Below are 24,115 nucleotides of genomic sequence, written 5' to 3'. Positions count from 1 at the left end.
CAGAAACAGATGCCGCGCAAAAGCCCGCCCATTACCGAAGCCTGGAGGGGAATCACCTTCACCCGTCGCGCGCTCGTCGTCGGCGGCGCGCAGGCGGCGGTCGGGATCGCGCTGGCGGTGCGCATGGCCTATATTTCGGTCGTCGACAACGACCGCTATGTCCTTGAATCGGAAAGCAACCGCGTCAATCTGACGCTCGTGCCGCCGCGGCGCGGATGGATCGTCGATCGCAATGGCAAGGCGCTGGCGAACAATCGCGTGTCGCTGCGCATCGACATCATTCCCGACCGTTTGCACAATCGCGATTTTGTGTTGGGCCAGCTCAGGACGCTGTTGCAGCTCGACGGCGACACGATGGACCGCATCAACCGCGACCTGAAAGCCGCGTCGGGGTTCCAGCCCGTCGCGGTGGCCGAGGACATGACCGAGGCCGAATATGCCTCGATCCTCGTCCGCCTGCCCGAAATGCCCGGCATCGCGCCGCAGCGCGGCTTTGCGCGCAATTATCCGACCGGCGCCGCGGTCGGGCATCTGATCGGCTATGTCGGCGCGCCGAACGCCGAGGAATATCAGAAGGCCAAGGATCCGCTGTACATCACCCCGGGGTACAAGATCGGCAAGGACGGGCTGGAGAAATATTTCCAGCCGATGCTGAAGGGCGAGCCCGGCGGCCGCCGCGTCGAGGTGACCGCGCGCGGCAAGATCGTGCGCGACCTGGAAACCCAGCCCGACGTGCAGGGCAAGACCGTCCACCTGACCATCGACGCCGATTTGCAGGAATATGCGGCGCGCCGGATGGGCCGCGAATCGGGCGCGGTGGTCGTCATCGATTGCCTGACCGGCGACATCCTGTCGTTCATTTCGATGCCCAGTTTCGATCCCAACAGCTTTTCGGACGGGATCAGCAACAGCGAATATAGCTGGCTGCGCGCCGACGATCACCAGCCGCTGATCAACAAGGCGACGCGCGGGCTGTATCCCCCCGGATCGACGCTGAAACCGATGGCGGCGATCGCCGCGGTCCAGCATGGCGTCGATCCCGGCGAACGCCACACCTGCATCGGCGGCTATCGGCTCGGCAACCGCTTCTTTCGCTGCCTCGGCACCCACGGCAGCGTCGACATGCCGACCGCGATCGAAAAAAGCTGCAACAGCTATTTCTACTGGCTGGCGCACCGGCTGGGCTATGACGCGATGGCGCCGACCGCCAAGCTCCTGGGTCTCGGTGAGGAATTTCAGCTGGCGGGCAGCAACCAGCGTTATGGCACCATCCCCGACAGCGCGTGGAAGATGCGCCGATACGATCAGAAATGGTCGGCGTCGGATTCGCTGAACGCGGTGATCGGGCAAGGCTATGTCAGCGTCAATCCGCTGCAACTGGCGGTGATGTCGGCGCGGATCGCGTCGGGGCGGCGGTTGTACCCGCGTCTGATCAACCGCGAATTTCGCAACGAACCGCTGCCCTTTTCGGCCGAAGCGCTCGCCGTCGCCCGCGCCGGCATGGACCGCGTCGTCAACGGCGCCGGAACCGCGGTGCGCAGCCGCCTGCCGCTCGACGGCATAACCATGGGCGGCAAGACCGGCACCGCGCAGGTACGCGGGCTCGCCTCGGGCTCGCGCGGCCAGAGCGGGGCGTGGAAATATCGCGACCATGGGCTGTTCGTCTGCTTCGCTCCGGTCGAAAACCCGCGCTATGCCGCATCGGTGGTGATCGAACATGGCATGGGCGGCTCGCGCGCTGCGGCACCGATCGCCAAGGACATCTTCACCTTCCTCTATGACCGCGAAAAGGCGATGGAGGCGCTCGAGACGTTCGAGGCCGGCTGGGGCGGCACGATCAAGGAACGGATGGACCGCGACTATATGGCGTGGAAATCGGGCGCGTCGAGCGACCCTAACCCAGAGGTGCCGCAATGATCGTCGTGCCGCCCGCCATCCAGCGCATTCCGTGGAAACTCATCGCGGTGCTCAGTGCGATCACCGGTTTCGGCCTCCTCGTCCTCTATTCGGCGGCGGGCGGCAACTGGTCGCCCTGGGCCTGGCAGCAGGGGGTGCGCTTCCTGATCTTCCTGTCTGTGGCGATGGTGATCGGGCGCTTCCCGATCCGGATCTTCGAAGATTTCTCGTACATCGCCTATATCGGCGTGCTGATCCTGCTGATCGCGGTCGAGCTGCTCGGCTTTGTCGGCGGCGGCAGCCAGCGCTGGCTCAACCTTGGCTTCATGAACCTCCAGCCCTCCGAGCTGATGAAGGTGACGATCGTCGTCGCACTGGCGCGCTTCTATGCGCAGTTGCCGCCGGGCAACAACCGCAGCTGGACGGCGCTGTGGCCGGCGCTGGTGATGATCGGCCTGCCCGCGGCGCTTGTCATGCTGCAACCCGACCTTGGTACCGCGCTGTCGATCTGTATCGGCGGCGTGGTGGTGATGTTCGTCGCCGGCCTGCCCTTCTGGTGGTTCGGCAGCACCGCGATCGCGGGCGCCGCGGCGCTGCCCGTGCTCTTTTCCTTCCTCCACGGCTATCAGCAGAAGCGCGTGCTGATCTTCCTCGATCCCGAAAGCGACCCGCTCGGCGCCGGTTATCATATCAGCCAGTCGAAGATCGCGATCGGGTCGGGCGGCGTTGGCGGCAAGGGCTTCCTCAACGGGTCGCAAAGCCATCTCGACTATCTACCCGAGGGTCACACGGACTTCATCTTCGCGACGATGGCCGAGGAATGGGGGCTGATCGGCGGGCTGGCGCTGCTGTTCGCCTTCTTCCTGCTGCTCCGCTGGTCGACGCGCGTCGCGCTCAAGGCGCGCACCCGCTTTGGTCAGCTGACCGCGGCGGGGCTGACGATGACGATCTTCTTCTACATCGCGATCAACCTGATGATGGTGATGGGGCTGGCGCCCGTCGTCGGCATCCCGCTGCCGCTGTTTTCCTATGGCGGGTCGTCGATGCTGACGATCATGACCTGCGTCGGCATCGTGCTGGCGATCGAAAACGACAGCAAAACCGGGACGCGCCGCTTTCATTGAGAAAAATCTTCGCGCCAGCCATTGCCTTCCCCCGATGGGCATGATAGCGGGCCGCTCGCTTCGCAGCAAAGGGGACAACTCGCCGCCGCGAAGCACGCCGAAATCCGGCAGTGGACGCATAGCTCAGTTGGTAGAGCAGCTGACTCTTAATCAGCGGGTCCTAGGTTCGAGCCCTAGTGCGTCCACCATTTTCTCTTGATATTGAACGACAATCTTTCCCGATCAGGGAAGCAGAAACCTTGGCTTTCGAACCGGGGCAGCGTTTTGAGTGGAGAAATCTTGTGGGCGTCGCGCCGGGCACATTGGAAGGTGAATCGATACCCCCTGCCCGCTTCAAAGCTCGCCGATGCGATCGCCGCTCTGCGCTATTGATGCGGGGACGGACGGGGAGTCGACCTTGTCGCAGGCCATCAGCTTCAACGCTCACGCCTTGCGAGCCTTCCCGGCCCGGTTAGCAACCACGACCGCAGGTTCTTGAAAAGCCTGGCAGCTATCGTCGATGTGGCGCTGAACGAGGCGGCGTGACGGCAACGTTACGCGCGCACTTAGCGCAGCGCGAACCCGCGATATCCTTCTGCAGCGGCATCGGCGCAAATTTCGCGATACCGGCCAAGCCCCCCGATATAGACCGGAAATGTTCGAGGCTTACCGGGAACATTGGCGCCGGTGTACCAGGTGTTGGCGGTCGGGTAGAGCGATAGCGACCCCAAGGTCGTCACCTTGTTCATCCACCAGTCTTCGGCGTCGGCATTCGCCTCGATCGAGCGCCGGCCGTCGGCGCGCATATGTTCGATGCAATCGCACACCCAATCGACATTCTGTTCGTTGAGCAGGATGAAGTTCGCGAGCGCCGACGGGCCGTTCGGCCCTGCAATCACGAACAGGTTCGGAAACCCTTCGATCATCAGGCCGAGATGCGACCGCCCGCCGTCGGCCCATTTATCCTTCAGGCGGCGACCGTCGCGCCCCTCGATATCGATCGACAGCATCGCGCCGGTCAGCGCGTCGTATCCGATCGCAGCGATGATAATATCGACCTCGACCTCACCCTCGGCCGTGCGGATGCCCCGTTCGGTAATCTCGAGAATCGGATGCTCGAGACAATCTTTCAACGTCACATTGTCGCGGTTGTAGGCCTCGTAATAGCCCGTATCGAGGCAAGGTCGCCGCGCGAAGATCGGGTAGCCGCGCGGGGTCAGCTTGCGCGCAGTCTCCGGATCATCGACGGTTTCGGCGATCTTGCCGCGGACAAAGTCGGCCACCACGTCGTTCGCCTCGCGGTTGGTAAGCAGGTCGGAAAACAGGCCGAGGAACGCCAGCCCGCTGTGCGCCCAGGCGTCTTCCATCAGTTTTTCGCATTCGGCGGGCGGGATGCTGAACAGCGGCCGGCTGGTAATCGGCCGAACCCCGCCGGTCAACGAATGGCGGGCGACCGCGCGCAGCCCCGGATAATGCGCCTTGATATGGGCGACATAGTCGGCGCCGAGTTTGCGGTTGCGCATCGGCAACGTAAAACTGGGGGTGCGTTGATAGACGTAAAGATGCGCCGCCTGCTCGGCGACCACCGGCACGATCTGGATGCCCGACGATCCGGTGCCGATTACTGCGACGCGCTTGCCCTTGAGATCGACATCGTGGTGCGGCCATTTCCCCGACAGATAAAGCTCCCCCTTGAAGCGGTCGGCTCCCGGAATATCGACCTGTTTCGGCACCGAAAGCGGCCCCGTCGCCATCAGACAATAGCGCGCCTCGAACCGGTCGCCACGATCGGTCTCGATCCGCCACAGCGCCGCTTCCTGGTCGTAGCGAACGGTGGTTGCGCGCGTTTCGAAACTGATGTCGCGCTTCAGATCAAGCTTGTCGGCGACAAAGCGCGCGTAGGAGAGGATTTCGGGCTGCGCCGCGAATTGCTCGCTCCACGTCCACTCCTGCTGGATCGCGTCGGAAAAGGAATAGCTGTAATCGATGCTCATCACATCGCAGCGCGCGCCGGGATAGCGGTTCCAGTACCAGGTGCCGCCGACATCGTCGCCCGCCTCGATCAGATGCACGTCGAGCCCCATGCCACGGACGCGGTGCAAGGCGTACATGCCGCCAAAGCCGGCGCCGATGATCAACGCGTCGAGGCGGCGGGGCGAGGAGTGGGTCCGAGGTTCAGCCTGTTGCATGGTCTTCTTTCCGGGAAATATCGGGTCGGGTCGGGCGCCGCTCAGCCGCCGACGGGCGTGTCGGCAAGGCGGGCGAGCGCGATGTCCATCCCGCTGCGATAATCGCTCTTGCCGCTGGCATGGCGCGGCATGGCGGCGACGCGGATGATCGTGCGCGGCTGTTTATAGGCGGCCAGATCGTGCGACAGCGCGGCGCGCAGGGCCTGATCGTCGGGCACATCGCCCGCCTCGACCAGCGCGGTGACGATCGCCCCCCATTTGGGGTCGGGCAGTCCGAACACCATCGCATCGGTGATCCCGTCGATGCGCTTCAGCGCTTCCTCGACCTCTTCGACAAACACCTTCTCGCCGCCGGTGTTGATGCACATGCTGCCGCGGCCAAGCAGGCGCAATCGTCCGTCGGGCAATCGTTCGGCCATGTCGCCCGGAATCGCATAGGCGGTGCCGTCGATCGTGCGATACACGCTGGCGGTCTTTTCGGGATCGCCATGATAGCCGGCCCCAAACGGGGGCCGCCGCGCCAGCCAGCCCTGCCCGACCTCGCGGTAGCCCAGCACCCGGCCGCTGTCCTGATCGATGATCACCGTCTGCGGGCCGGGTTCGAACAGGCCGGTCGGGGTGGCACGATCCTTGTTGGTGATCGCATAACCGAAGCCCGAAGCCTCCGACGCACCGAGGATGTCGAGCAGGGTGAGCTGCGGCAGCGTCTGTAGCAGGGCGCCCTTCACATGTTCCGACCACATCAGTCCGGCCGACGAAATCAGGCGCAGCGTGGACAAATCCCACCGGCCCGGGTTCGCGAGCAACATATCCGCCATCGGCCGCGCGAAGGCGTCGCCGACGATCAGGATGCGGGTGACGCGGTGCCGCTCGGCCTCGCTCCACAATTCTTCGGCGCTGAAGCGATCCGAGGGCAGCAGCACCGCGGTGCCGCCGACGAGCAGTTCGGCAAGCGAGCTGTTGAGCCCTGCGCCGTGCATCAGCGGGCAAGCGGGCATCACACGACCGGCGGCGCCCTTCGACACCTGCGCGATATGGTCGTCCATGTTCGCCGGCGTCGTCACCGCGACCGGTGATTCCAGCTGCGAGCGCCGCGCGTCGGCCGAGCGCCACATCACCCCCTTGGGCCGCCCTGTGGTGCCGCCCGTGTAGAGAAGGTAGCCGTCGTCGGGCGAGCGTTTGATACCAAGCGGCGCTGCGTCACCGGCGGACACGATGCCCGCATAGGCGCCGTCGCCGCCGATTTGCACTGCATAGGTCAGATGATCGACGGCGCCGGCGATCAGCGGCGCGACGACGGGCGCGAATTCGTCCTGATAGAAAAGCCCGGCCGCCTGGCAATCGCGCAGGACATATTCGATTTCCGACGTCGTATAACGATAGTTGAGATTGACGTGCGTCAACCGCGCCTTGAACGCCGCCGCGGCAACCTCGATGAATTCGGGGATGTTGCGCGCAAGGATCGCGATACGCGCGCCCGCGGGCATCCCTGCCGCCAGCATCGCGCGCGCCAGCCGGTTGGTGCGTGCATCGAAATCCGCCCAGTTGGTGACATGATCGCCGCGGATGATCGCCGGGCGGTCGCCCGGCACATGCGCGGCCGTCGCGTCGAGCAGGTCGCCGAAGTTCCAGTCCATCGCGGCCGGTCCTCAGCGCCCGAGGAAGACGGGCGCGCGCTTTTCGACGAACGCAGCGACGGCTTCCTGCGCGTCGTGTGAGGTCGACAGCTTGGCGGTGTTGCCCTGTTCGTAAATATAGCCGTCGCGCAGCGTCATATTTTCGATCGTGCGCATGCTGTCCTTGGCATAGCGCGTCGCAAGCGGGCTTTTCGACGCGATCACGGCGGCCATGTCCATGCAATAGGGCAGCAATTCGGCGGCGGGCAGGCACGCTTCGATGATGCCGCGGCGATACATTTCTTCGGCGGGGACGCGGTATCCGGTCAGCATCATCCGCCGCGTCAGCGAGTGGGGGATGATCCGCGCCGTATGCTTGCCGCCGCCCATCAGGCCGACGTCGATTTCGGGCAGGCCGAACACCGCGTTTTCGGAGGCGACGATGATGTCACAGCTGGAAACGAGCCCCAACCCGGCACCGAGCGCAGGGCCGTTGACCGCGGCGATCACCGGCTTGGCGCAATCGGCGATCGCATAGGCAACCTCGCGCACCACGCGGTTGCGGTTCCAGCGCTTGCCGGGGATCGACAGGTCGGGACGATTTTTCAGGTCGGCGCCGGCGCTGAAACATTTGCCTGCGCCGGTCAGCACCGCGACGCGCACATCGTCGCGGTCGTTGAAGCTGTCGAACACGTCGGTGAGTTCCTGAAGCATGTCGAGCGCCGCGGCGTTGACCGGCGCGTTATCGAGCGTGACGAGCGCGACAAAATTTTCGACTTCGGTGCGAATGCTGCTCATGATTTTGTCTCCCAGTTGCCCGGGGTCATGCGTCGGGAACCCGCAAACCGGACGCGAAAGTCGCGCGGCGGCCCAAAAATCTCATTCTGGATTGAAGCGGCCCGCGCGGAATCGCGATTGTGATTATGGCCCGCCCTGCTCGCGCCTTCGTTGCACTTTGCGCGGCAACACCGGAACGGGGGCCAGTCGGCTCGTCATCGACCGGCACCATGATTTCAAAACCCGCGCACCCCTTCACGGCACATCGCCATCCGGAGGACCAACGGAAAGCGCGACACACCAGGGAGTGGACAATGACAAAGCACTACAGGCTGTTTCTGGCGGGCGCCGGATTTGCTGCAATAGCGGCAGCATCGCCCGCACTCGCCCAGGACGCCGAAACGGCGCGGGATGAGGTGCAGCAGGACAGCAGCGGCCTGACCGACATCATCGTGACCGCGACCAAGCGCGGCTCGGCGCAGAATGTCCAGGACGTCCCCATCGCGATCACCGCGTTCGGTTCGGGCGAACTCGACAGCATCCACGCTCGCTCGATCGCCAGCGTCAGCTATGCGGTGCCGAACGCCTCGCTGGAAAGCGTCGGCACGACCCCTGGCTACGCCAATTTCTCGATCCGTGGCCTCGGCATCAACAGCTCGATCCCCTCGATCGACCCGACCGTCGGCGTGTTCGTCGACGGGGTCTATCTGGGGGTCAGCGCGGGGGTGCTGTTCGATACCTTTGACCTTGAGGGCGTCGAAGTACTCCGCGGCCCGCAGGGTCTGTTGTTCGGTCGCAACGTGACCGGCGGCGCGGTCCTGCTCCGCACCACGACCCCGACCAACCGGCTTCGCGTCGACGCCAAGGTCGCGGTGTCGACCGGCCTCGAAAAGCGCGCCAGCCTGTCGGTGTCCGGCCCGCTGGCGGGCGACGTGCTGAGCGGCAAGATCGCGGTCTATTACAACGACGACGACGGCTGGTTCAAAAACGACTTCGACGGCAAAAAAATCGGCGGCAGCGAAACGCTGATCGTGCGCCCGGTGCTCCGTCTCCAGCCGTCGGACAGCTTCGACCTGATCCTGCGCTACGAACATGGCCGCATCCGCGGTGATGGCCCGGCGGTGACCAACCACGGCCTGTTCCCGCGCGACAGCTTTCGCGTGAACCAGAACTTCGCCGGCTTCGTCAAATCCGACTGGGACCAGGGCACCGCCGAGCTCAATATCGACACTGCGTTCGGCGACGGCAAGATCACCAACATCGCCGCGGTGCGCGCGCTCAGCAACGATTCGGGGGCCGACGTCGACGGCTCCCCCGCGACCAGCCTCCATTCGCGCAACAACATCGACCAGTGGCAGTTCAGCAACGAACTGCGCTATGCCGGCACCTTCGGCGCGTTCGACGTCACGACCGGGCTGTTCTATTTCAACCAGGACATCAATTACGCCGAACAGCGCCTGCTGTCGGGCGGCGCCCTGACCGTTTCGGGGGGCGGGCGGCAGAAACAGCGGACCGGCGGCGTCTTTGCGACGGTCGACTGGAACCTGAGCGAGATGCTGACGCTCAGCGTCGGCGCGCGCTATTCGGCGGAGGAAAAGGAGGTGCAGGTGCGCTCGATCGGTGTCGGCGGCTGCAACCTCGACACGCTGCGCTGCAGCTACAACTTCCAGGACAAGGACGATTGGAGCGGCTTTACCCCGCGCGTCGGCGTCCAGTTCAAACCGAGCGAAGACACGCTGCTTTATGCCTCGTTCGCGCAGGGTTTCCGCAGCGGCGGCTACAACTTCCGCAACCTCAACCCCAATGTCGCGCCGGGGCCGTTCGATCAGGAAAAGCAGGACGCCTATGAAATCGGGCTGAAGCAGGAACTCGGCGGCTTTGCGCGGGTCAATCTTTCGGGCTTCTACAACAAGATCAAGGGCACCCAGCGCGAATTCCAGGCACCGTTCGCGCCGTTCGGCAACTTCCAGATCATCACCAACGCGGCCGATGTGTCGATCAGGGGAATCGAAGGTGAAGTCCTGCTCAAGCCCGCCGCGGGTCTGACGATCGCGGGCCAGTTCGGTTATACCAAGGGCAAATATGAAAAAATCCTGTTCGACCTGAACGCCGACGGCGTCATCAATGCCCGCGACTTTGCGCTCAAACTGCCGCGGCTGTCGCCGTGGAGCTATGGCGGGTCGATCACCTATGCGACCAGCGTCGGCGGCGATTTCGACGCCGAGGCGCGCGTCGGCGCCAACCATCGCGATGCCGCCTTCTATAACGACCAGAACACCGGCTTGCTCAATGCCGCGACGATGGTCGATGCCAGCCTGGCGGTAACCCATGGCCGGGTGAAGCTGTCGGTTTACGGCAACAACCTGCTCAACGAGGCGACGTTCGGGACCGAAGCACCGCTGCCCTTCTTCGCCGGATCGACCTTTTCGCCGCTCAACAAGGGGCGCGTCTATGGCGTCGAAGTCGGTTACAAATTCTGACCTCTCTCCCCCCTGGAGCCCGCCCAAGGCGGGCTCCGTTTTTTGGGTAACGCCATGACACAGTCACTCGAAGGGCGCGTCGCGCTTATCACCGGCGCGTCGCGCGGGCTTGGCCGCGAAATCGCGCTGCGGTTCGCGGCAGCGGGGGCAGCGGTGGCGCTGCTCGACCGCAAGGCGCATTGGGCCGACGACCTGGTCACCCAGATCGAAGCGGCAGGCGGCAAGGCGATGGCGCTCGGATGTGACGTGGCCGACCGCGCCGCGCTGACCGCTGCGTTCGAAAACGCCGCCGCGGCGCTCGGCGGCATCGACATCGTCGTTAACAATGCGATGTGGACCAAATATGCGGCGATCGAAGACATCGACGAGGACAGCCTCGACCGCATGCTGGGGGTCGGCATCGCCGGCATCATCTGGGGTACGCAGGCAGCGGCCGCCGCGATGCGGACAAGAGGCGGCGGATCGATCGTCAACATCGCATCGGTCTCGGCGCATCTCGGCCTGCCGGGCGCGATGGTCTATTGCGGGGTCAAGGCGGCGGTCGAAGGCATGACGCGCTCCTCGGCCATCGAACTCGCGCCTGCAGGCATTCGCGTCAACGCGGTCGCCCCCTCGACGGTCGCCACCGAAGGCGTGCGGGCGATGCTCGACGAAGCGACCTTCGCAGCGCGCGTTGCCAGCACGCCGCTTGGCCGCCTCGGCGAAACGTCGGACATCGCCGAAGCCGTGCTGTTCTTCGCCGATCCGGCGCGATCGGGCTTTGTTACCGGTCAATCGCTGCTCGTCGACGGCGGCATCTCGATCGCCCTGCGCTGATCGCTCAGCGATAGATGCCTTCCGCGATCCCCGGGACATCAAGCCCGCGGATCGCGGTTAGTCGCCCGGCGTCGGGATGATCGGCGACGATCCGGTGACCCGAATTGGCGATGCTCGTGAGATAGAGGATGTCGAGGTTCGGCCCGCCGAATGCCGGGCACGACGGGTAAGGCAACGGCACCGGGATCGAGCGCAGCAGTTTTCCGTCGGGCGCATAACAGGCGACCGCCTGCGCGAGCACCAGCGCAACCCAGATCCGCCCTTCGGCATCGACCGTCGCGCCGTCGGCGCCCGACCCCTGCGCGCGGCAATCGACCAGGTCATGCCGCGGCCCGACCGCGCCGCTTTGCGGGTCGTAGGCATAACGGCGCAGCATGCCGTCGAGGCTATCGGCGAAATAGAGCATGTCGCCATCTGGCGAAAAGCAGATCGCGTTGCCGATCCCGATCCCGGTCTCCAGGCACGTAGTCGCCCCGTCGGCGTCGAGCCGGAACAGCGCCGCGGTCCCCATCGCGTCGCCGGTTCGCATCGACGCCGCGAGGAAGCGGCCCGCGCGGTCGGCCTTGCCGTCATTGAGCCGGGTCGCCGGTGCCATCGGCGGGTTCGCAATCGCGTTGAGATCTCCGTCGCCCGCCGCGAAGCGATAAAAACCGTCGGCCAGCGCGACGATCAGCCCGCCCTCGGCCAGCCCGATGCTGCCGATCGGCTGATCAAAGGTCCATTCGGCCTGCGCGGCGCCCTCGGCGTCGCTCGAACACAGGCGACCAGCGGTCGAATCGACCCACCACAGCCGCGCGTTCCGATGATCCCAGAGCGGGCTTTCGCCCAGCCCGGCAACCCCGGCGTCCAGCAGATCGATTTCGACGGGCATAGAATCTCCTTTTCCGGCGCGACGATAGACGTCGGCGCGCGGCCCACATCGCGCGGCGTGCGGGGGTCCGGCATTATTTCAAATGGAATGACTATTCGGCAGCGACGGGAAGATCGTCCCGATCCTCGTCGTCGGTTGCCCGTTCGTCCTGCGGGAAACGGCGATGAAATTCGGCGATCGTGTCGCGCATCAGTTCGACGAATTCGGCGCGGCGCGGCGACAGCCGTTCGGTCGTGCCGCCGATACCGATGACCAGTGGGATGCCGTTGACGCTCTCGCCCAGCGACATGGCGATCGACGCGATGCCCGGCACCGGATGTTCGGGCCAGTAGCAATAGCCGGTGTGGCGGATCCAGCGAATGCGGCTCATCACATCCTCCAGCGTGATCGCCTTGTCGGGATTCAGCTCGTAATAGTTGGAATAGCGGTAGATTTTGTCGATTTCGCGGTCGCGCATCTGGCTCATCAACACCATGCCCGATGTCGCATCGAGCATCAGGCGCATCTCGCCGGGGTTGGGCGGACGCTTGTGCGGATGATCGGGCACCCGCATCGTCATATATTGGATGAACAGGTCATTCTGCGTCGCGAGCACGACCGTTTCCTCGGTCTTGCGAAACAGCTCGTCGATCAGCCAGTTATAACCGCGGCCGAAAGCGACATGACCATATAGCCAGCTGCCGAGCGACGCGACCTGCAAGGTCGGCAGATAGGTCCGCGCTTTGCGGTTATAATTGAGATAACCTTCGATCACCATGCTCTTCAGCAGGTTGGTCGTGCTCGATTGCGGATAGCCGAGCGCCGAATAGATTTCGTTGAGGCGAAGCGGCTGGCGGCGATCGCGGAACAGTTCGAGCACTTCAAAGGTGCGCGACGCCGATTTGACGGGCTTGCGTATCATCTCTCCACCTCAACGACTGCAGCGTGGGAAGCGCCATCTGTGGTTGACCAGTTTCGCCGCCCGGTGACGGTCTGTGATACGGTTCAGATACCGCACGCCGTCCGCCCAGCCGCGAAAACCGCGACTTGGAACCATCATATCACATATGTGATTTCGGGTGAAGGTTAGGGTCAGCAGCGGCCAGATGCGCCGCGATCCGGCGTGCCCAAGCGGCGCGAAGCCGCGGCGGACCATCATGCCCCATCGTCTCGTCGATCTCGAATGTCGCGCCCGGAATCGCCGCGGCGGTTTCCGCCGCGCGCGCCAGCGGGATGACTTTGTCATGGCGTCCGTGAAGGATGAGAGTCGGGACGCGCACCGCGTCCAGCGCCGCGCGCAGGTCGGGCGCGGCGAGGCTGGCGGCGAAGTGGCGCGCCGTGCCGCCGCGGTGGATGCCGTGCCGCCACGCGATCCGCGCCTCGGCGCTGATGCGCTCGGCATCGAAATCCTGCGCCATGGCATTCGCCTGCGCGACGCCGATCTGGCGTTCGACATAGGCCGCCTCGTCGGCAATATTCTCGGCCATCAGCCGATCGAGCGCGGCGTCGGGAATGACATCCGCCATCGATCGGCTCATCGCCATGATCAGCGACAGGCTGACCACGCGGTCGGGGTGCCGCACGGCAAGTTGCTGAGCGATCAGACCGCCGATCGACCGGCCGATGAAATGGGCGCGATCGATTGCTTCGGCGTCCATCACCGCCAGCACATCGCTCGCCATATCGGCGATGCCATAGGGCGGCAGCGCATCGCCGTTGCCCAGCGCCGCCGCCCTGATCGCTGGCAGGTCGGGAACGGCATCGACCAGTGCCGTCGAGCGGCCGGTATCGCGGTTGTCGACCCGGATCGGCACCAGGCCCGCGGCGACCAGCGGCGCGGCGAACAGGCCGTCGAAATCGGTCGACGGGCGCCCGGCACCGGCAAGCAGGATCACCGCCGGACCATCGCCCGCCGCCATGCGTTCATAAAAGACGCACGTCTCGCCGTTCGTTGCAAATGCCATGCCGCCTCTTCCCTTTCGCCTCTATCTGATCGGCGCGCGCCGACAGGGCGAGCGCAGGCGGCGGCCAGTGCGACAAATCAGCATGGGGATAATCGCGCCGTTGCGGCCCTGCCTCCCTGCGCACGGCGACCAAATCCCTAGAGTGGCATCGAGATGGACGGGCAATGCGCCTGCCAGGGAGAGGTTTATGACCGGCGACACGATGACCATGCCCGGCGCAGGCGCGCCCGCCCGCGTGCCCTATGGCGCGCTGTTCCTGCTGATGATCGTCTATGCCTTCAACATGCTCGACCGGCAGATCGTGACGATCCTGGTGGAACCGATGAAAGTCGACCTGAATCTCGCGGACTGGCAGATCGGGATGATCAGCGGCCTGGCGTTCGCACTCTTCTACACCCTGCTCGGCATCCCGCTGGCGCGGATCGCCGACCGCGGTAACCGCGTCGGAATGATCGCGGTCGCGCTGTTTGTGTGGAGCGGGTTTACCGCGCTGTGCGGGGTGGCGCGCAACTTTACCGAATTGCTGCTCGCGCGCATCGGTGTCGGGGTCGGCGAAGCCGGCTGCACCCCCGCCGCGCACAGCCTGATCACCGACTATGTCCCGCGCGAACAGCGCGGCCGCGCGCTGGCGCTTTATTCGCTCGGCGTACCCGTCGGCTCGCTCGCCGGCCTCGTCCTCGGCGGTATCTTGCTCGCCACGCTTGGCTGGCGCGCGGCTTTCCTGATCGCGGGTATTCCGGGCATCGTGCTGGCCGTCGCGGTGTGGTTTGCGCTCGACGAGCCGCGCAAGCGCGCGATCACCCCGCTGGCCGCCGCCCCGCACATGCCGCTGGGCCAGGTTCTCACGACGCTGCGCAAATTGCCAAGCTTCTGGCTGATCTCGTTCGGCACGGCGATGGGTGCCTTCGGCTATTATGGACAGGCTTCGTTTTTCGGTTCGCTCTACATGCGCACGCATATCGCCGGAATCGACGCGCTGGCGGCAAGCTGGGGCGTAGCGCCGACAGTGTTTCTGGGTCTCAGCCTCGGCCTGATCGTCGGACTGGTCGGCATGGTCGGCACCTTTGTCGGCGGGCAACTTGCGGATCGCGCCGCGCGTCAGGGGATCAGGGGCTATACACTGGTTCCATCGACATCGCTCGTCGTCGCCGCGCCGCTGTTCGCGGGGGCGGCCCTCGCCCCGACGGTGGAGCTTTCCTTCGCCCTCCTCGGCGGCGCGATTTTCGTTCATGCCCTCAACTACGGCTCGGTCTTCGCGTCGGTGCAGACGCTGGTCCCGGCGCGCGTCCGCGCCATGGCGGCGGCGGTGCAGCTGTTCGTCACCAACGCCATCGGCCTTGCCCTCGGGCCACTGTTCGTCGGCATCGCCAGCGACCTGCTCGCGCCGACGCTGGGCAGCGCGCAAGGTTTGCGCGTCGCAATGGCGCTCGTCGCGCTGCCGCTGGCAATCGGATCGTTGCTGTTCTGGCTCGCCGGGCGCCGGATCGAAGCCGACGAGGCGAAGCAGAATTTCTAGCGCGTCAGTTCGGCGAAGCGCGCCTTGTGGTGGTCGCGGTCGCCATGCGCCAGATCCAGCATCATCTGGCGGCGCAAATGGTGGCTGACGACCAGTTCTTCGCTGGTGCCGACGCCGCCGTGCAGTTGCACCGCCTGCTGCGCCACCGCGATACCGCACTGCGCAACGCGGACCTTCGCCGCGGCAATCAGGGATGATGCGTCGCCGCCGCTCGCAAGCTGCGATGCGGCGACCAGGGTGAGCGCGCGCGCTTCTTCGCACGCAACGCTCATGTCGACGACCTTGTGCTGGACCACCTGAAAGCTGCCGATCGGCGCACCGAACTGCTGGCGCGTGCGCACATAATCGAGCGTCGCATCGACCGCCGCCTCCATCGACCCGACCGCTTCGGCAAGATGCGCGACGATGGCACGGTCGAGCGCCGCATCGATGCGATCCGCCGCCTCACCGATCGCGCCGACCGGAATGCCCGCGACATCGACCAGTTCAAGGCTGCAATGGCGATGCCCGTCGACCGAACGGAAACGCTGCACCACCAGCCCGTCGGCGTGGCGCGGGACGAGGAACAGGCTGGCACCGGCATGTTCGCCCGACGTTACTGCGGCGCGCGCCGACACAAGATACCAGTCGGCATCGGCGCCATCCTCGACATGCTCCTTCGCACCCGTCAGTCTGAAACCATCGCCGTCGGCCGATGCGACGGTGGCAATCGGCATGGTGTCAAAACCCGCATCCTCGATCAGCGCCGCGGCGATCCGCACCTCGCCCGCCCCGATCTTTTCGAGCAGCGCGCGGCAATGGTCGCCGCCACCCGCCATCAGCGCGGGCGCCAGGACGCAATGGGTGACATAGGCGTCGGTCATCAGGTAGCGACCGACACCTTCCATGACCGCCATCACCTCGATCGGCCCACCGCCAAGCCCGCCGTCTGCTTCGGCAATCGGCAGCATCAGCCACCCCAGCTCGGCCATCCGCGCCCAACGCTGCGCGGCACCTTCGCCAACATCCGCAAGCCGCTTCAACCGATCCGCAGGATTCCACTCCTCCACACCAAAGCGCTCGACGCTGTCGCGCAGCATCTGCTGCTCGTCATTATAGGCGAACTGCATGAGTCTTCTCCCTCAAAGGCCGAGTGCACGGCGCGCGATAATGTTGCGCTGGATCTCGCTCGACCCGCCGTAAATGGTGGTGACGCGCGCATAGAGTGCGCCCTGCAGCGCGAGCGGCATATCTTCCGGCAGCGGGCCAGACTCATCGAGCGCCGCGAAATGTTGTGCTCGCGGACCCAGCGCTTCGACCCACAGCGCCGTCGCCTGCTGCGTCAGTTCTGACCAGCGCAGCTTGACCATCGACCCGCGCGCACCCGAATCGGCGCCTGCCGCGGCATCGGCCATCAGGCGCAGCACCATTGCCTGCACCGCCAGCGCCTCGATCTCGACCTGCGCAAGTTTGGCGCGGAATTCGGGTTTGTCGAGCAACACCCCGTTTGCCACGCGCCGCCGCGCCGCCGCCGCGCGCACCGCGCGCAGCGTCTGCGGCAGGAACATCGCGGTCGCCGCGGCGACCATGCGTTCGCGGTCGAGCAGCACCTTGCCGTAATTCCAGCCCATGCCTTCCTCACCGACAAGGTTGTCCACCGGGATGCGGACGTCGTCGAGGAAGACTTCGTTCGTATGATGCTTTTCATCGAGCGTGTGGATCGGGCTGATGCGGATGCCCGGCGCGTCCATATCGACCAGCATCAGCGAAATGCCCTGTTGTCGCCGCGCCTCGGTCGACGTGCGCGCAAGAATGAACATGCGGTTCGCGACATGGGCATAGCTGGTCCACATCTTGTGGCCGTTGATTACATAATCGTCACCCTCGCGCGCCGCGCGGGTGCGCAGCGCAGCCAGATCAGACCCGGCGCCGGGTTCCGAATAGCCCTGACACCACCAATCCTCGCCAGTGATGATCCGCGGCAGGTAGAAATCCTTCTGCGCCTGGCTGCCATAGGTAAAAATGATCGGCCCAATCAGTTCGAGGCCCTGATGAAACTGCGACGGCGCGTCGGCCGCCGACGCCTCCGACCAGAAGATGTGGAGTTGTCGCGGAGTCCAGCCGGTGCCGCCATATTCCTTTGGCCAAGTCGGCGCGCCCCAGCCGCGAGCGGCAAGCCGGTGCTGGTAAGCCGTGAGCGTTGCCGGGGCGAGACGAAGGCCGGCGCGAACGGTGTCCTTCCACTCTTCGGGGATGCTGTCTGCGAAAAACGCACGGACTTCCTGCTGAAAATCCCGGTCTTCCGGGCTGAGGTCCAGATTCATTGTCGCATCTCCCATCCTTGCTGACGGGCTTAGCCGCAGCAACGCCTCGCCCGCGCACGCGCGATGAAGGAACGGGCCAATTTCGCAAATGTGATTGTCGACGCGCAGCCGATGCCGGGCTTCGCAGCGCCGCGAGGCTGGGCAATCGTGGAGGCCAATTCAGTCTTTCAAGGAGAGGTTCGATGCAAGGCCTGATGCAGACGCAGCAGCTGACGACGGCAATGCTGATCCGCCACGCCGCAATCAATCATCCGCGGCGCGAAATCGTCTCGCGCGGCGCCGATGGCTCGCTGGCGCGATCGGATTGGCAGACGGTCGAGCGCCACGCCCGCCACATCGCCGCCGGGCTCGCTGACCTTGGCCTGCGTCCCGGCGACCGCGTCGCGACGCTCGCATGGAACCGGCTGCCGCATCTGGAACTCTATTACGGCGTCAGCGGCGCGGGCATGGTGCTGCACACCGTCAATCCGCGCCTGTTCCCCGACCAGATCCGCTACATCATCGACGATGGCGGGGCGCGTGTGCTGTGCGTCGATCCCGATCTCCTCGCGATTGTCGAACCGATGCTGCGCGACCTGCCAAAGATCGAACGGATCATCATCCTCAGCGACCAGGCCGACATGCCGACGACCGGCATCGCCGACCCGATCTCATACCAGAGCCTGACCTCCGGCCCGCGCGCGATCGATGTCTGGCCCGTTCTCGACGAAAATTCGGCCAGCGCGCTCTGTTACACCAGCGGGACGACGGGCAATCCAAAGGGCGTGCTCTACAGCCACCGATCGACCGTGCTCCACGCGATGAGCGCGCTGGCGAACGACAGCATGGCGCTCGGCGCAGCGGACTCGATCCTCGTCGTCACGCCGCTGTTCCACGTCAACGCCTGGGGCATCCCTTATTCGGCAGCGATGGCGGGTTCGAAACTGGTGCTGCCCGGATCGGCGCTCGATCCGGTTTCCCTGTTCGACCTGATGCGCGATGAAGCCGTCACCTTTTCGCTTGGCGTGCCGACGATCTGGTTCGCGTTCCTCGACCATCTCGAGCGCGATCGCCCGGCAGAGGACCGGCAAACATTGAAGCTCGACCGGGTCTTCACCGGCGGCGCTGCGACGCCGCGGTCGCTGATCGAACGCTTCCGGCGCCTGCTCGGCGTCGAAACGATGCAGGCCTGGGGAATGACCGAAACCAGCCCCGTCGCGACCGTCTGCCGTCCGCTCGCGCATCACGACGGGCTTTCAGACGCGGAACAGATCGATCTGCGCGCGCTGCAAGGCCGCGCGGTGTTCGGTATCGAACTGCGCATCGAGGACGAGGACGGTCGCGAACTGCCCCGCGACGGCGCGGCGGCCGGGCTCCTGAAAGTGCGCGGGCCATGGGTTCTTGGTGCCTATCATGGCCAGCCGGCGGGCAGCGCGCTCGATGCGGGCGGCTGGTTTGACACCGGCGACGTCGCCAGAATCGACCCCGACGGTTTCCTTCAGATCACCGACCGCGCCAAGGACGTGATCAAATCGGGCGGCGAATGGATTTCATCGATCGACCTCGAAAACGCTGCCGTCGCCCACCCTGGAATCGCCGAGGCAGCAGTGATCGGTATCGAGCATCCCAAATGGCAGGAACGGCCGCTGATGCTCGTGCGACTCCATTCCGGCGCGACGTGCGCGAAGGACGAGATTATGGCGCATCTTGCCGAAAAGGTCGCGCGCTGGTGGCTGCCCGACGATATTCTTTTCGTCGAAGACCTGCCGCACACCGCGACGGGCAAGCTGCTCAAGACCGAGCTCCGCAAGCGCCACGGCGACCATTTCGCCGCAGCGGCAGAGGTGATCATTTGATGGCAAACACATGATACATCGGGCCGTCGTCGGTGCGCATGCCATTGGCGACGGCAACGACGCGGTTCAGCCAGTCATAATCGGCATGTCCGGTGACAAAGCGCGGCGTCGTGCGAAGATAGAGATCCCCGTAAGGCCCTGGCTCGCGCCGCGCGAAGCGCCCTGCGGCCTCGGGTGAGGTTGGGACCATGACCCCGGTATAATGCATCGCGATCCGGGCGCCGTCATCGGTCTCGAGCGACGTGCGCACGTCGATGACCATCGTCCCGTCACCGCGCCAGGTCACCCAGTCGGCTCCATCAGGCGTCACGCGGCCGCGCAGCCGCGGCCCTTCAAACGTGCCGCCGTGCACCGGAAAAATCCCGAGCCGTCCCTCCCCGCCGATTGGCTGGGCCTGATCATATGCGACGTTCAGGCGCATCACAAAAAGCGGCTCCCACGCGAGCGTCTCGATTGCCATTGTCATTCTCCTTTCGATACGGCGGCGAGCAGGATATAGACCGCATCGTCCGGCCAGTGTTCCCCGATCGGTCGGCGATGCGCAAAGCGCTCGGCCTCGCTTTTTTCGGGTGCTGGCCGCTCCTCGACCCAGTCGAAAACGACGACGCGATCGGCAACGCGCCACTCGTCGCCACGCTTTTCGAACCGATCAACATATCGCCCCGCCATGTGGACCTCGACCCGCACGCCCGCGCTATTGGCCTGACGCTGCAACGCGGTGAAATAGCTTTCGACCGCGGCCTCCGTGCCTTGCAGCTCGATCAGGATGTTGTGGATCTGGTGGATGCCGCGCTCGATATTGGGCAGGGCCTGCATCGCCCAGTCGACGAAGCCCGATGCGCTGCCGCGGTAGGCGCCATGCGTGTCGGTGCCATCGGGCCAATAAGATGCGCGGAGCAACGCTTCGTCGGCTCGATCAATCCCCCGGCAATAGCGATAGAGGCAATCGCGAATCTTTTCCCGATCCAGAAGTCCTGCGATCTCAAGCACTCCGCCCTCCATGTTCCGTTCCCATCATTTGCCGGGAAGATGCATCGAGAGCCCCCGCACACAAGAGCTCGGCAGGCCGTACCGTAAAATATCGCATGGGTGATCAGGCGTAGCCCGCCCGACTAAAGTTGAAATTGTGTCAGTCCCCGCAGTAGAACTCGCCGATCTTGGCCGGTTGGCTTTTGGAGACTAAATCCTGAAAGCCTCCGTCCGCGTTTTTGGCGACAAGGCGATATGCGCACCAGGCTCAGAATTTGCAAAAGGAAGCGGTCCTATCGATCGGCGGAGGACGCACTGGCGATTGCTCAGGGCGCCGAGGCCGAACTGCGGCCATATCGCTGCGATCGCTGCCAATCATTCCATTTAACCAGCCGCACGAAAGGCAAGCCTGTGCTTCGGCGCGGTGCCAGTCCTAAAAGGGCTGGCTGAACCCGGGTTCCGGCGTCAAAACACTTCCGCACGCGCGCCAAGGTGTGGTGTGTCGCGCCTTACCCGCGGTGACCGCGACATATGCCCCGCTATTTCCGGTAAGATTTGGGATCGATCGCGTGCCGCGCGAGCTTGTCATAAAGTGTCTTGCGCGGGACGCGCAATATCGCCAGCGCTGCGGTGACGTCGCCGTTGGTGCTCGCCAGCGCATCGCGGATCGCATGCGCTTCGAACTGGGCGATCCGCTCGGGCAGAGTCGCCATCGCTTCGCCGGTTTCGCTCGCGCGCGCGTCGATCCCCAGCACCTCGCTATAGGCGAAATTGCGCAGCTCGCGGACGTTGCCCGGCCAGTCATGCTCGATCAGGAAGCGGCGCGCGGCGTCGCTCATCGCGAAATCCTGCGCGCTGAGCCGCCCCATGGCTTCCTCGACGAAGCACGCAAAGAGCGCGGGAATATCGGCCCGCCGTTCACGCAGCGGCGGCATGCGCAGTCGCACGACGTTGAGCCGGTAGAAGAGATCCTCGCGAAAACTGCCTGCGCTGACCGACTTCTGCAAATCGCCGCGCGCCGATGCGATGATGCGCAGGTCGACCGCGCGCGGATCGGTGGCGCCGATGGGCTGCACCTTGCGCTCCTCGACGACGCGGAGCAGCATGGACTGGATCGCTAGCGGCATATTGTCGATCCCGTCGAGGAACAGCGTGCCGCGATTGGCCTGTTCGACCCGTCCCTCGCGCGCGATCGCACCGTAACCGACCGCGCCGCGATCGTGGCCGAACAATTCGACCTCGGCGAGCTGTTCAGGCAGCGCGCCGCAATCGACCGCGACGAACGGGCGGCCCGACCGGGGCCCCTTGCGGTGGAGGAGCAACGCGGCGAGTTCCTTGCCGGTCCCGGTCTCGCCCTCGACCAGCACGTCGATGTCGGCGCGCGCAATCTGCAGGATCGTCGCGCGCAGTTGCGACATGATCGGGCTGTCGCCGATCAGCGGGCTGTCGGCGCTCGATGCGGCGGCTTCGCGCAGCATCCGGTTGTCGAGGACCAGCCGCCGCGTCTCCAGCGCCTTGCGAACCGCCGCCAGCAGATGGTCGGTCGCATAGGGTTTGGCCAAAAAGTCGAATGCGCCGCTTTTGAGCGCCCCGATCGCCATCGGTACATCGGCGTGTCCGGTGATCAGGATGACCGGTATGTCGGGATCAATCGCCCGAATGCGGGCAAAAAATTCGAGCCCGTCGAGCCGCGGCATCCGAATGTCGGTGACGACCGCGCCGACGAAGCGCGCGTCGATTTCGGCGAGCGCGCTTTCGGCGTCGGCAAAGGCGCGCACGTCGATTTCGGCGAGTTCGAGCGACTGCGTCGTCGCCGCGCGCAGCGCGTCATCGTCGTCGACAAAAATGATATGCTGGCGCGTCACGAATTCGCTCATGCGCGGCGGACCCTGAGTTCGAACGCCGCGCCGCCGATCGGTGACGACACGCTGTCGAGCGCACCGCCGAATTCGCGGGCAATGTCGCGCGCGATACCCAGCCCAAGCCCCAGGCCTTCGGCTTTGCCGGTGACGAAGGGGGTGAAGAGATTGTCGGCAACGTCGGCGGCTATTCCCGGCCCATTGTCGGCGACGATGATCGCGATGTCGCTCCCCGCCAATGTCTCGATCACGATCCACGGCGCGTTGCGACCGCCGAGCGCGTCGAGCGCATTTTGCAGCAGGTTGACAAGAATCTGTTCGAGCCGGACGCGATCGGCAACGCAGCGCAGCCCGACCACCTCGCCGCGGCGTTCGATCGTCACGCCCTGTTCGCGGATCCGGTCGCCGACCAGCAACAGCGCGCCGTCGATCACCGCCGCAATTTCGACCGGCCCCATTGCGGGGGTGCTCCGCCGGGCAAATGTGCGCAGTTCGGCAACGATCGCGCCGATCCGTTCGGTCAATGCGACGATCGTACCCAGATTGTCGCGCGCCTTGGCCGGATCGCCGCGGTCGAGGAATGTCCCGGCATTTTCGGCAAAGCCGCGGATCGCCGCCACTGGCTGGTTGATTTCATGCGCCACGCCCGCGGTAATCTGGCCGATCGTGCCCAGCCGGCTGGCCTGCGCCAGTTCCTCACGCGCCGAACGGAAACGGCGGTTGGCGTCGACCAGATCGGCGGTGCGCGCCGCGACCTCGACCTCGAGCATGCGGCGCGCTTCTTGTTGCAATCGCTGCGTCTCGCGGGCGCGGAACCGCCAAGTCAGCAGCGCCGCGAGCAGGATGAAGGCGATCAGGATCGCGGTGCGCGCGGTCGCGTTCGCGCTGGCCTCCGCCGGTGCGGTCGGCTGGAACGCGTGCAGCGTCGCGCCCGCCATCGGCACCGGCAGCACCGCCTCGCGATAGCGAAGGCCGCCCTCGGTCCATGTCGCGCCAGCGCGGGTCAGCGGCAACGGCGCGAGCGGCAGCTTGCCGAACTGCAAGGCGGCGCGGATCGCCGCGCGGGTACGCTCGTCGATCGGCGCCATGGTCCGGAATCGCCACGCCGGTCGGCTGGTGATGATAACGACGCCATGGTCGTCGGTAACGAAGGTCGCGAGCGGCTGGCGCGCCCATTCGGTTTCGAGGCGATCGAACTCGACCTTGACGACGATGACCCCCAGGTCGCGACCGCCGTCCTCGACCCGGCGCGCGATAAACAGCCCTGGTCGCCCGCTGACCGTGCCGAGCGCAAAGAGCTCTGCCCCGCCCTTTGCCATCGCGTCGCGAAAATAGGGACGGAAGCCGTAATTCTGGCCGACAAAGCTCTGCGGCTGGCGCCAGTTGCTCGCCGCGATCGTGCGGCCATCGCGGCCGATTAGATAGATGGCGGCGGCGTCGGTACGGTCGGCGAGCAATTCCAGCTTGTTGTTCATGCGCGTCACCGCGGCGGCATTGCCGTCGCCCAGCACGACATGGACGTCGGGATATTCGGTGAGCACCAGCGGCAGCAGACGGAATTTCTGCAACTCCCCGGCCAGGCGGCTCGCCGCGCTGCGCGCCTGCTGTGCCGCAGCGACGTCGGACGCCCCGCGCGCATGATCGGCCGCCCAGCCGAACGCCGCGACCGCGATCAACCCCAGCAGCAGCAGGGCGAGCAAGGATGTCCAGACCAGCCGCCGCCCGATGCCGAGCGGCCGCGAATCATCTCTATCGGTTGCGTCAGCCATATGTGCGGATTATCGCACAAATCACTCGTTGCTAAGCGGAAAATCGCACAGAATTGGGATGCGGCAATCTGGAGTTCATGGAATTATTGATTTTTACCAAATAGTTATAACGAAAACTTGGATTGATGGACCGGCAATGGTGCCGACCATAAACTTGATGAAGCAGCGGCGAA

18 protein-coding genes and 1 tRNA gene are annotated in these 24,115 nt (G+C 65.1%); 7 read left to right on the top strand and 12 right to left on the bottom strand.

What is annotated here, in order from left to right; all coding sequences use genetic code 11:
* Nucleotides 1-9 precede the first annotated feature (9 nt).
* The 3 genes from mrdA to ACTIFP_RS04050 all read left to right on the top strand — a co-directional run bounded on the left by mrdA (nt 10) and on the right by ACTIFP_RS04050 (nt 3,208).
* On the top strand, nt 10-1,917 hold the full coding sequence (mrdA, locus tag ACTIFP_RS04060; protein WP_439567432.1) for a penicillin-binding protein 2: 1,908 nt from the start codon (nt 10-12) through the stop codon (nt 1,915-1,917).
* On the top strand, nt 1,914-3,020 hold the full coding sequence (rodA, locus tag ACTIFP_RS04055; protein ID WP_439567431.1) for a rod shape-determining protein RodA: 1,107 nt from the start codon (nt 1,914-1,916) through the stop codon (nt 3,018-3,020). Before mrdA ends, rodA begins: the two co-directional genes overlap by 4 nt.
* A gap of 112 nt (nt 3,021-3,132) precedes the next feature.
* Nucleotides 3,133-3,208, top strand: a tRNA-Lys gene (locus tag ACTIFP_RS04050).
* A gap of 357 nt (nt 3,209-3,565) precedes the next feature.
* Here the strand turns inward: ACTIFP_RS04050 and ACTIFP_RS04045 are convergent.
* The 3 genes from ACTIFP_RS04045 to ACTIFP_RS04035 are packed head-to-tail and all read right to left on the bottom strand — an operon-like array spanning nt 3,566 to nt 7,602.
* Complete coding sequence (locus ACTIFP_RS04045; protein WP_439567430.1) at nt 3,566-5,188, bottom strand: flavin-containing monooxygenase; 1,623 nt, start codon at nt 5,186-5,188, stop codon at nt 3,566-3,568.
* A 41-nt stretch (nt 5,189-5,229) separates the two neighbouring features.
* Nucleotides 5,230-6,825 carry an AMP-binding protein gene (locus ACTIFP_RS04040; protein ID WP_439567429.1) on the bottom strand — a complete coding sequence of 532 codons (1,596 nt, stop codon included), beginning with the start codon at nt 6,823-6,825 and terminating at the stop codon, nt 5,230-5,232.
* Between the two features lie 12 nt (nt 6,826-6,837).
* Entirely contained in the window at nt 6,838-7,602 is a 765-nt protein-coding gene (locus ACTIFP_RS04035; RefSeq protein ID WP_439567428.1) for an enoyl-CoA hydratase/isomerase family protein, read from the bottom strand.
* 293 nt (nt 7,603-7,895) lie between these two features.
* On the opposite strand from ACTIFP_RS04035, the gene ACTIFP_RS04030 reads away from it, so the two are divergent.
* Nucleotides 7,896-10,061: a TonB-dependent receptor gene (locus ACTIFP_RS04030; protein WP_439567427.1), complete on the top strand. Its 2,166-nt coding sequence runs from the start codon at nt 7,896-7,898 to the stop codon at nt 10,059-10,061.
* 54 nt (nt 10,062-10,115) lie between these two features.
* Nucleotides 10,116-10,877, top strand: coding sequence for an SDR family NAD(P)-dependent oxidoreductase (locus tag ACTIFP_RS04025; protein WP_439567426.1), 762 nt, complete (start codon nt 10,116-10,118; stop codon nt 10,875-10,877).
* Nucleotides 10,878-10,881: 4 nt separating this feature from the next.
* Here the strand turns inward: ACTIFP_RS04025 and ACTIFP_RS04020 are convergent, their stop codons facing one another.
* From ACTIFP_RS04020 to ACTIFP_RS04010, 3 genes are all read right to left on the bottom strand, one after another.
* Nucleotides 10,882-11,748, bottom strand: a complete 867-nt coding sequence (locus ACTIFP_RS04020; RefSeq protein ID WP_439567425.1) for an SMP-30/gluconolactonase/LRE family protein — start codon at nt 11,746-11,748, stop codon at nt 10,882-10,884.
* Nucleotides 11,749-11,839: 91 nt separating this feature from the next.
* Nucleotides 11,840-12,649 carry an IclR family transcriptional regulator gene (locus ACTIFP_RS04015; protein WP_439567424.1) on the bottom strand — a complete coding sequence of 270 codons (810 nt, stop codon included), beginning with the start codon at nt 12,647-12,649 and terminating at the stop codon, nt 11,840-11,842.
* Between the two features lie 139 nt (nt 12,650-12,788).
* A complete protein-coding gene (locus ACTIFP_RS04010; RefSeq protein ID WP_439567423.1) occupies nt 12,789-13,691 on the bottom strand; it encodes an alpha/beta fold hydrolase in 903 nt (300 codons plus the stop codon).
* Between the two features lie 187 nt (nt 13,692-13,878).
* On the opposite strand from ACTIFP_RS04010, the gene ACTIFP_RS04005 reads away from it, so the two are divergent.
* A complete protein-coding gene (locus tag ACTIFP_RS04005) occupies nt 13,879-15,207 on the top strand; it encodes a spinster family MFS transporter (protein ID WP_439567422.1) in 1,329 nt (442 codons plus the stop codon).
* Here ACTIFP_RS04005 and ACTIFP_RS04000 read toward each other — a convergent pair.
* Together ACTIFP_RS04000 and ACTIFP_RS03995 are read right to left on the bottom strand one after the other, a co-directional pair.
* Nucleotides 15,204-16,316 carry an acyl-CoA dehydrogenase family protein gene (locus ACTIFP_RS04000; RefSeq protein WP_439567421.1) on the bottom strand — a complete coding sequence of 371 codons (1,113 nt, stop codon included), beginning with the start codon at nt 16,314-16,316 and terminating at the stop codon, nt 15,204-15,206. The genes ACTIFP_RS04005 and ACTIFP_RS04000 overlap by 4 nt on opposite strands.
* A 12-nt stretch (nt 16,317-16,328) precedes the next feature.
* The gene (locus tag ACTIFP_RS03995; protein ID WP_439567420.1) at nt 16,329-17,510 is read right to left on the bottom strand and encodes an acyl-CoA dehydrogenase family protein; all 1,182 of its coding nucleotides are present in this window, start codon (nt 17,508-17,510) and stop codon (nt 16,329-16,331) included.
* A 182-nt stretch (nt 17,511-17,692) separates the two neighbouring features.
* On the opposite strand from ACTIFP_RS03995, the gene ACTIFP_RS03990 reads away from it, so the two are divergent.
* Nucleotides 17,693-19,345 (top strand): long-chain fatty acid--CoA ligase, encoded by a 1,653-nt coding sequence (locus ACTIFP_RS03990; protein WP_439567419.1) that lies wholly within the window; start codon nt 17,693-17,695, stop codon nt 19,343-19,345.
* Here the strand turns inward: ACTIFP_RS03990 and ACTIFP_RS03985 are convergent.
* The 4 genes from ACTIFP_RS03985 to ACTIFP_RS03970 form a co-directional block, all read right to left on the bottom strand.
* The gene (locus tag ACTIFP_RS03985) at nt 19,338-19,805 is read right to left on the bottom strand and encodes a DUF3237 domain-containing protein (RefSeq protein ID WP_439567418.1); all 468 of its coding nucleotides are present in this window, start codon (nt 19,803-19,805) and stop codon (nt 19,338-19,340) included. The genes ACTIFP_RS03990 and ACTIFP_RS03985 overlap by 8 nt on opposite strands.
* 2 nt (nt 19,806-19,807) lie before the next feature.
* On the bottom strand, nt 19,808-20,347 hold the full coding sequence (locus tag ACTIFP_RS03980) for a nuclear transport factor 2 family protein (RefSeq protein ID WP_439567417.1): 540 nt from the start codon (nt 20,345-20,347) through the stop codon (nt 19,808-19,810).
* A gap of 506 nt (nt 20,348-20,853) precedes the next feature.
* Nucleotides 20,854-22,191 (bottom strand): sigma-54-dependent transcriptional regulator, encoded by a 1,338-nt coding sequence (locus ACTIFP_RS03975; RefSeq protein WP_439567416.1) that lies wholly within the window; start codon nt 22,189-22,191, stop codon nt 20,854-20,856.
* The gene (locus ACTIFP_RS03970; protein ID WP_439567415.1) at nt 22,188-23,942 is read right to left on the bottom strand and encodes a sensor histidine kinase; all 1,755 of its coding nucleotides are present in this window, start codon (nt 23,940-23,942) and stop codon (nt 22,188-22,190) included. Before ACTIFP_RS03970 ends, ACTIFP_RS03975 begins: the two co-directional genes overlap by 4 nt.
* Nucleotides 23,943-24,115: the final 173 nt, after the last annotated feature.

This window comes from Sphingopyxis sp. (genome assembly GCF_051861155.1).
Classification (GTDB): Bacteria; Pseudomonadota; Alphaproteobacteria; order Sphingomonadales; family Sphingomonadaceae; genus Sphingopyxis.
Note: the sequence above shows the minus strand (reverse complement) of the source record. Positions and strands in the feature narration are given on the sequence as shown.

Bases quoted from the DNA above. Each gene is read 5' to 3' on its own strand.
- mrdA (WP_439567432.1), top strand. From the start codon at position 10: ATGCCGCGCAAAAGCCCGCCCATTACCGAAGCCTGGAGGGGAATCACC.
- rodA (WP_439567431.1), top strand. From the start codon at position 1,914: ATGATCGTCGTGCCGCCCGCCATCCAGCGCATTCCGTGGAAACTCATC.
- ACTIFP_RS04045 (WP_439567430.1), bottom strand. From the start codon at position 5,188: ATGCAACAGGCTGAACCTCGGACCCACTCCTCGCCCCGCCGCCTCGAC.
- ACTIFP_RS04040 (WP_439567429.1), bottom strand. From the start codon at position 6,825: ATGGACTGGAACTTCGGCGACCTGCTCGACGCGACGGCCGCGCATGTG.
- ACTIFP_RS04035 (WP_439567428.1), bottom strand. From the start codon at position 7,602: ATGAGCAGCATTCGCACCGAAGTCGAAAATTTTGTCGCGCTCGTCACG.
- ACTIFP_RS04030 (WP_439567427.1), top strand. From the start codon at position 7,896: ATGACAAAGCACTACAGGCTGTTTCTGGCGGGCGCCGGATTTGCTGCA.
- ACTIFP_RS04025 (WP_439567426.1), top strand. From the start codon at position 10,116: ATGACACAGTCACTCGAAGGGCGCGTCGCGCTTATCACCGGCGCGTCG.
- ACTIFP_RS04020 (WP_439567425.1), bottom strand. From the start codon at position 11,748: ATGCCCGTCGAAATCGATCTGCTGGACGCCGGGGTTGCCGGGCTGGGC.
- ACTIFP_RS04015 (WP_439567424.1), bottom strand. From the start codon at position 12,649: ATGATACGCAAGCCCGTCAAATCGGCGTCGCGCACCTTTGAAGTGCTC.
- ACTIFP_RS04010 (WP_439567423.1), bottom strand. From the start codon at position 13,691: ATGGCATTTGCAACGAACGGCGAGACGTGCGTCTTTTATGAACGCATG.
- ACTIFP_RS04005 (WP_439567422.1), top strand. From the start codon at position 13,879: ATGACCGGCGACACGATGACCATGCCCGGCGCAGGCGCGCCCGCCCGC.
- ACTIFP_RS04000 (WP_439567421.1), bottom strand. From the start codon at position 16,316: ATGCAGTTCGCCTATAATGACGAGCAGCAGATGCTGCGCGACAGCGTC.
- ACTIFP_RS03995 (WP_439567420.1), bottom strand. From the start codon at position 17,510: ATGAATCTGGACCTCAGCCCGGAAGACCGGGATTTTCAGCAGGAAGTC.
- ACTIFP_RS03990 (WP_439567419.1), top strand. From the start codon at position 17,693: ATGCAAGGCCTGATGCAGACGCAGCAGCTGACGACGGCAATGCTGATC.
- ACTIFP_RS03985 (WP_439567418.1), bottom strand. From the start codon at position 19,805: ATGGCAATCGAGACGCTCGCGTGGGAGCCGCTTTTTGTGATGCGCCTG.
- ACTIFP_RS03980 (WP_439567417.1), bottom strand. From the start codon at position 20,347: ATGGAGGGCGGAGTGCTTGAGATCGCAGGACTTCTGGATCGGGAAAAG.
- ACTIFP_RS03975 (WP_439567416.1), bottom strand. From the start codon at position 22,191: ATGAGCGAATTCGTGACGCGCCAGCATATCATTTTTGTCGACGACGAT.
- ACTIFP_RS03970 (WP_439567415.1), bottom strand. From the start codon at position 23,942: ATGGCTGACGCAACCGATAGAGATGATTCGCGGCCGCTCGGCATCGGG.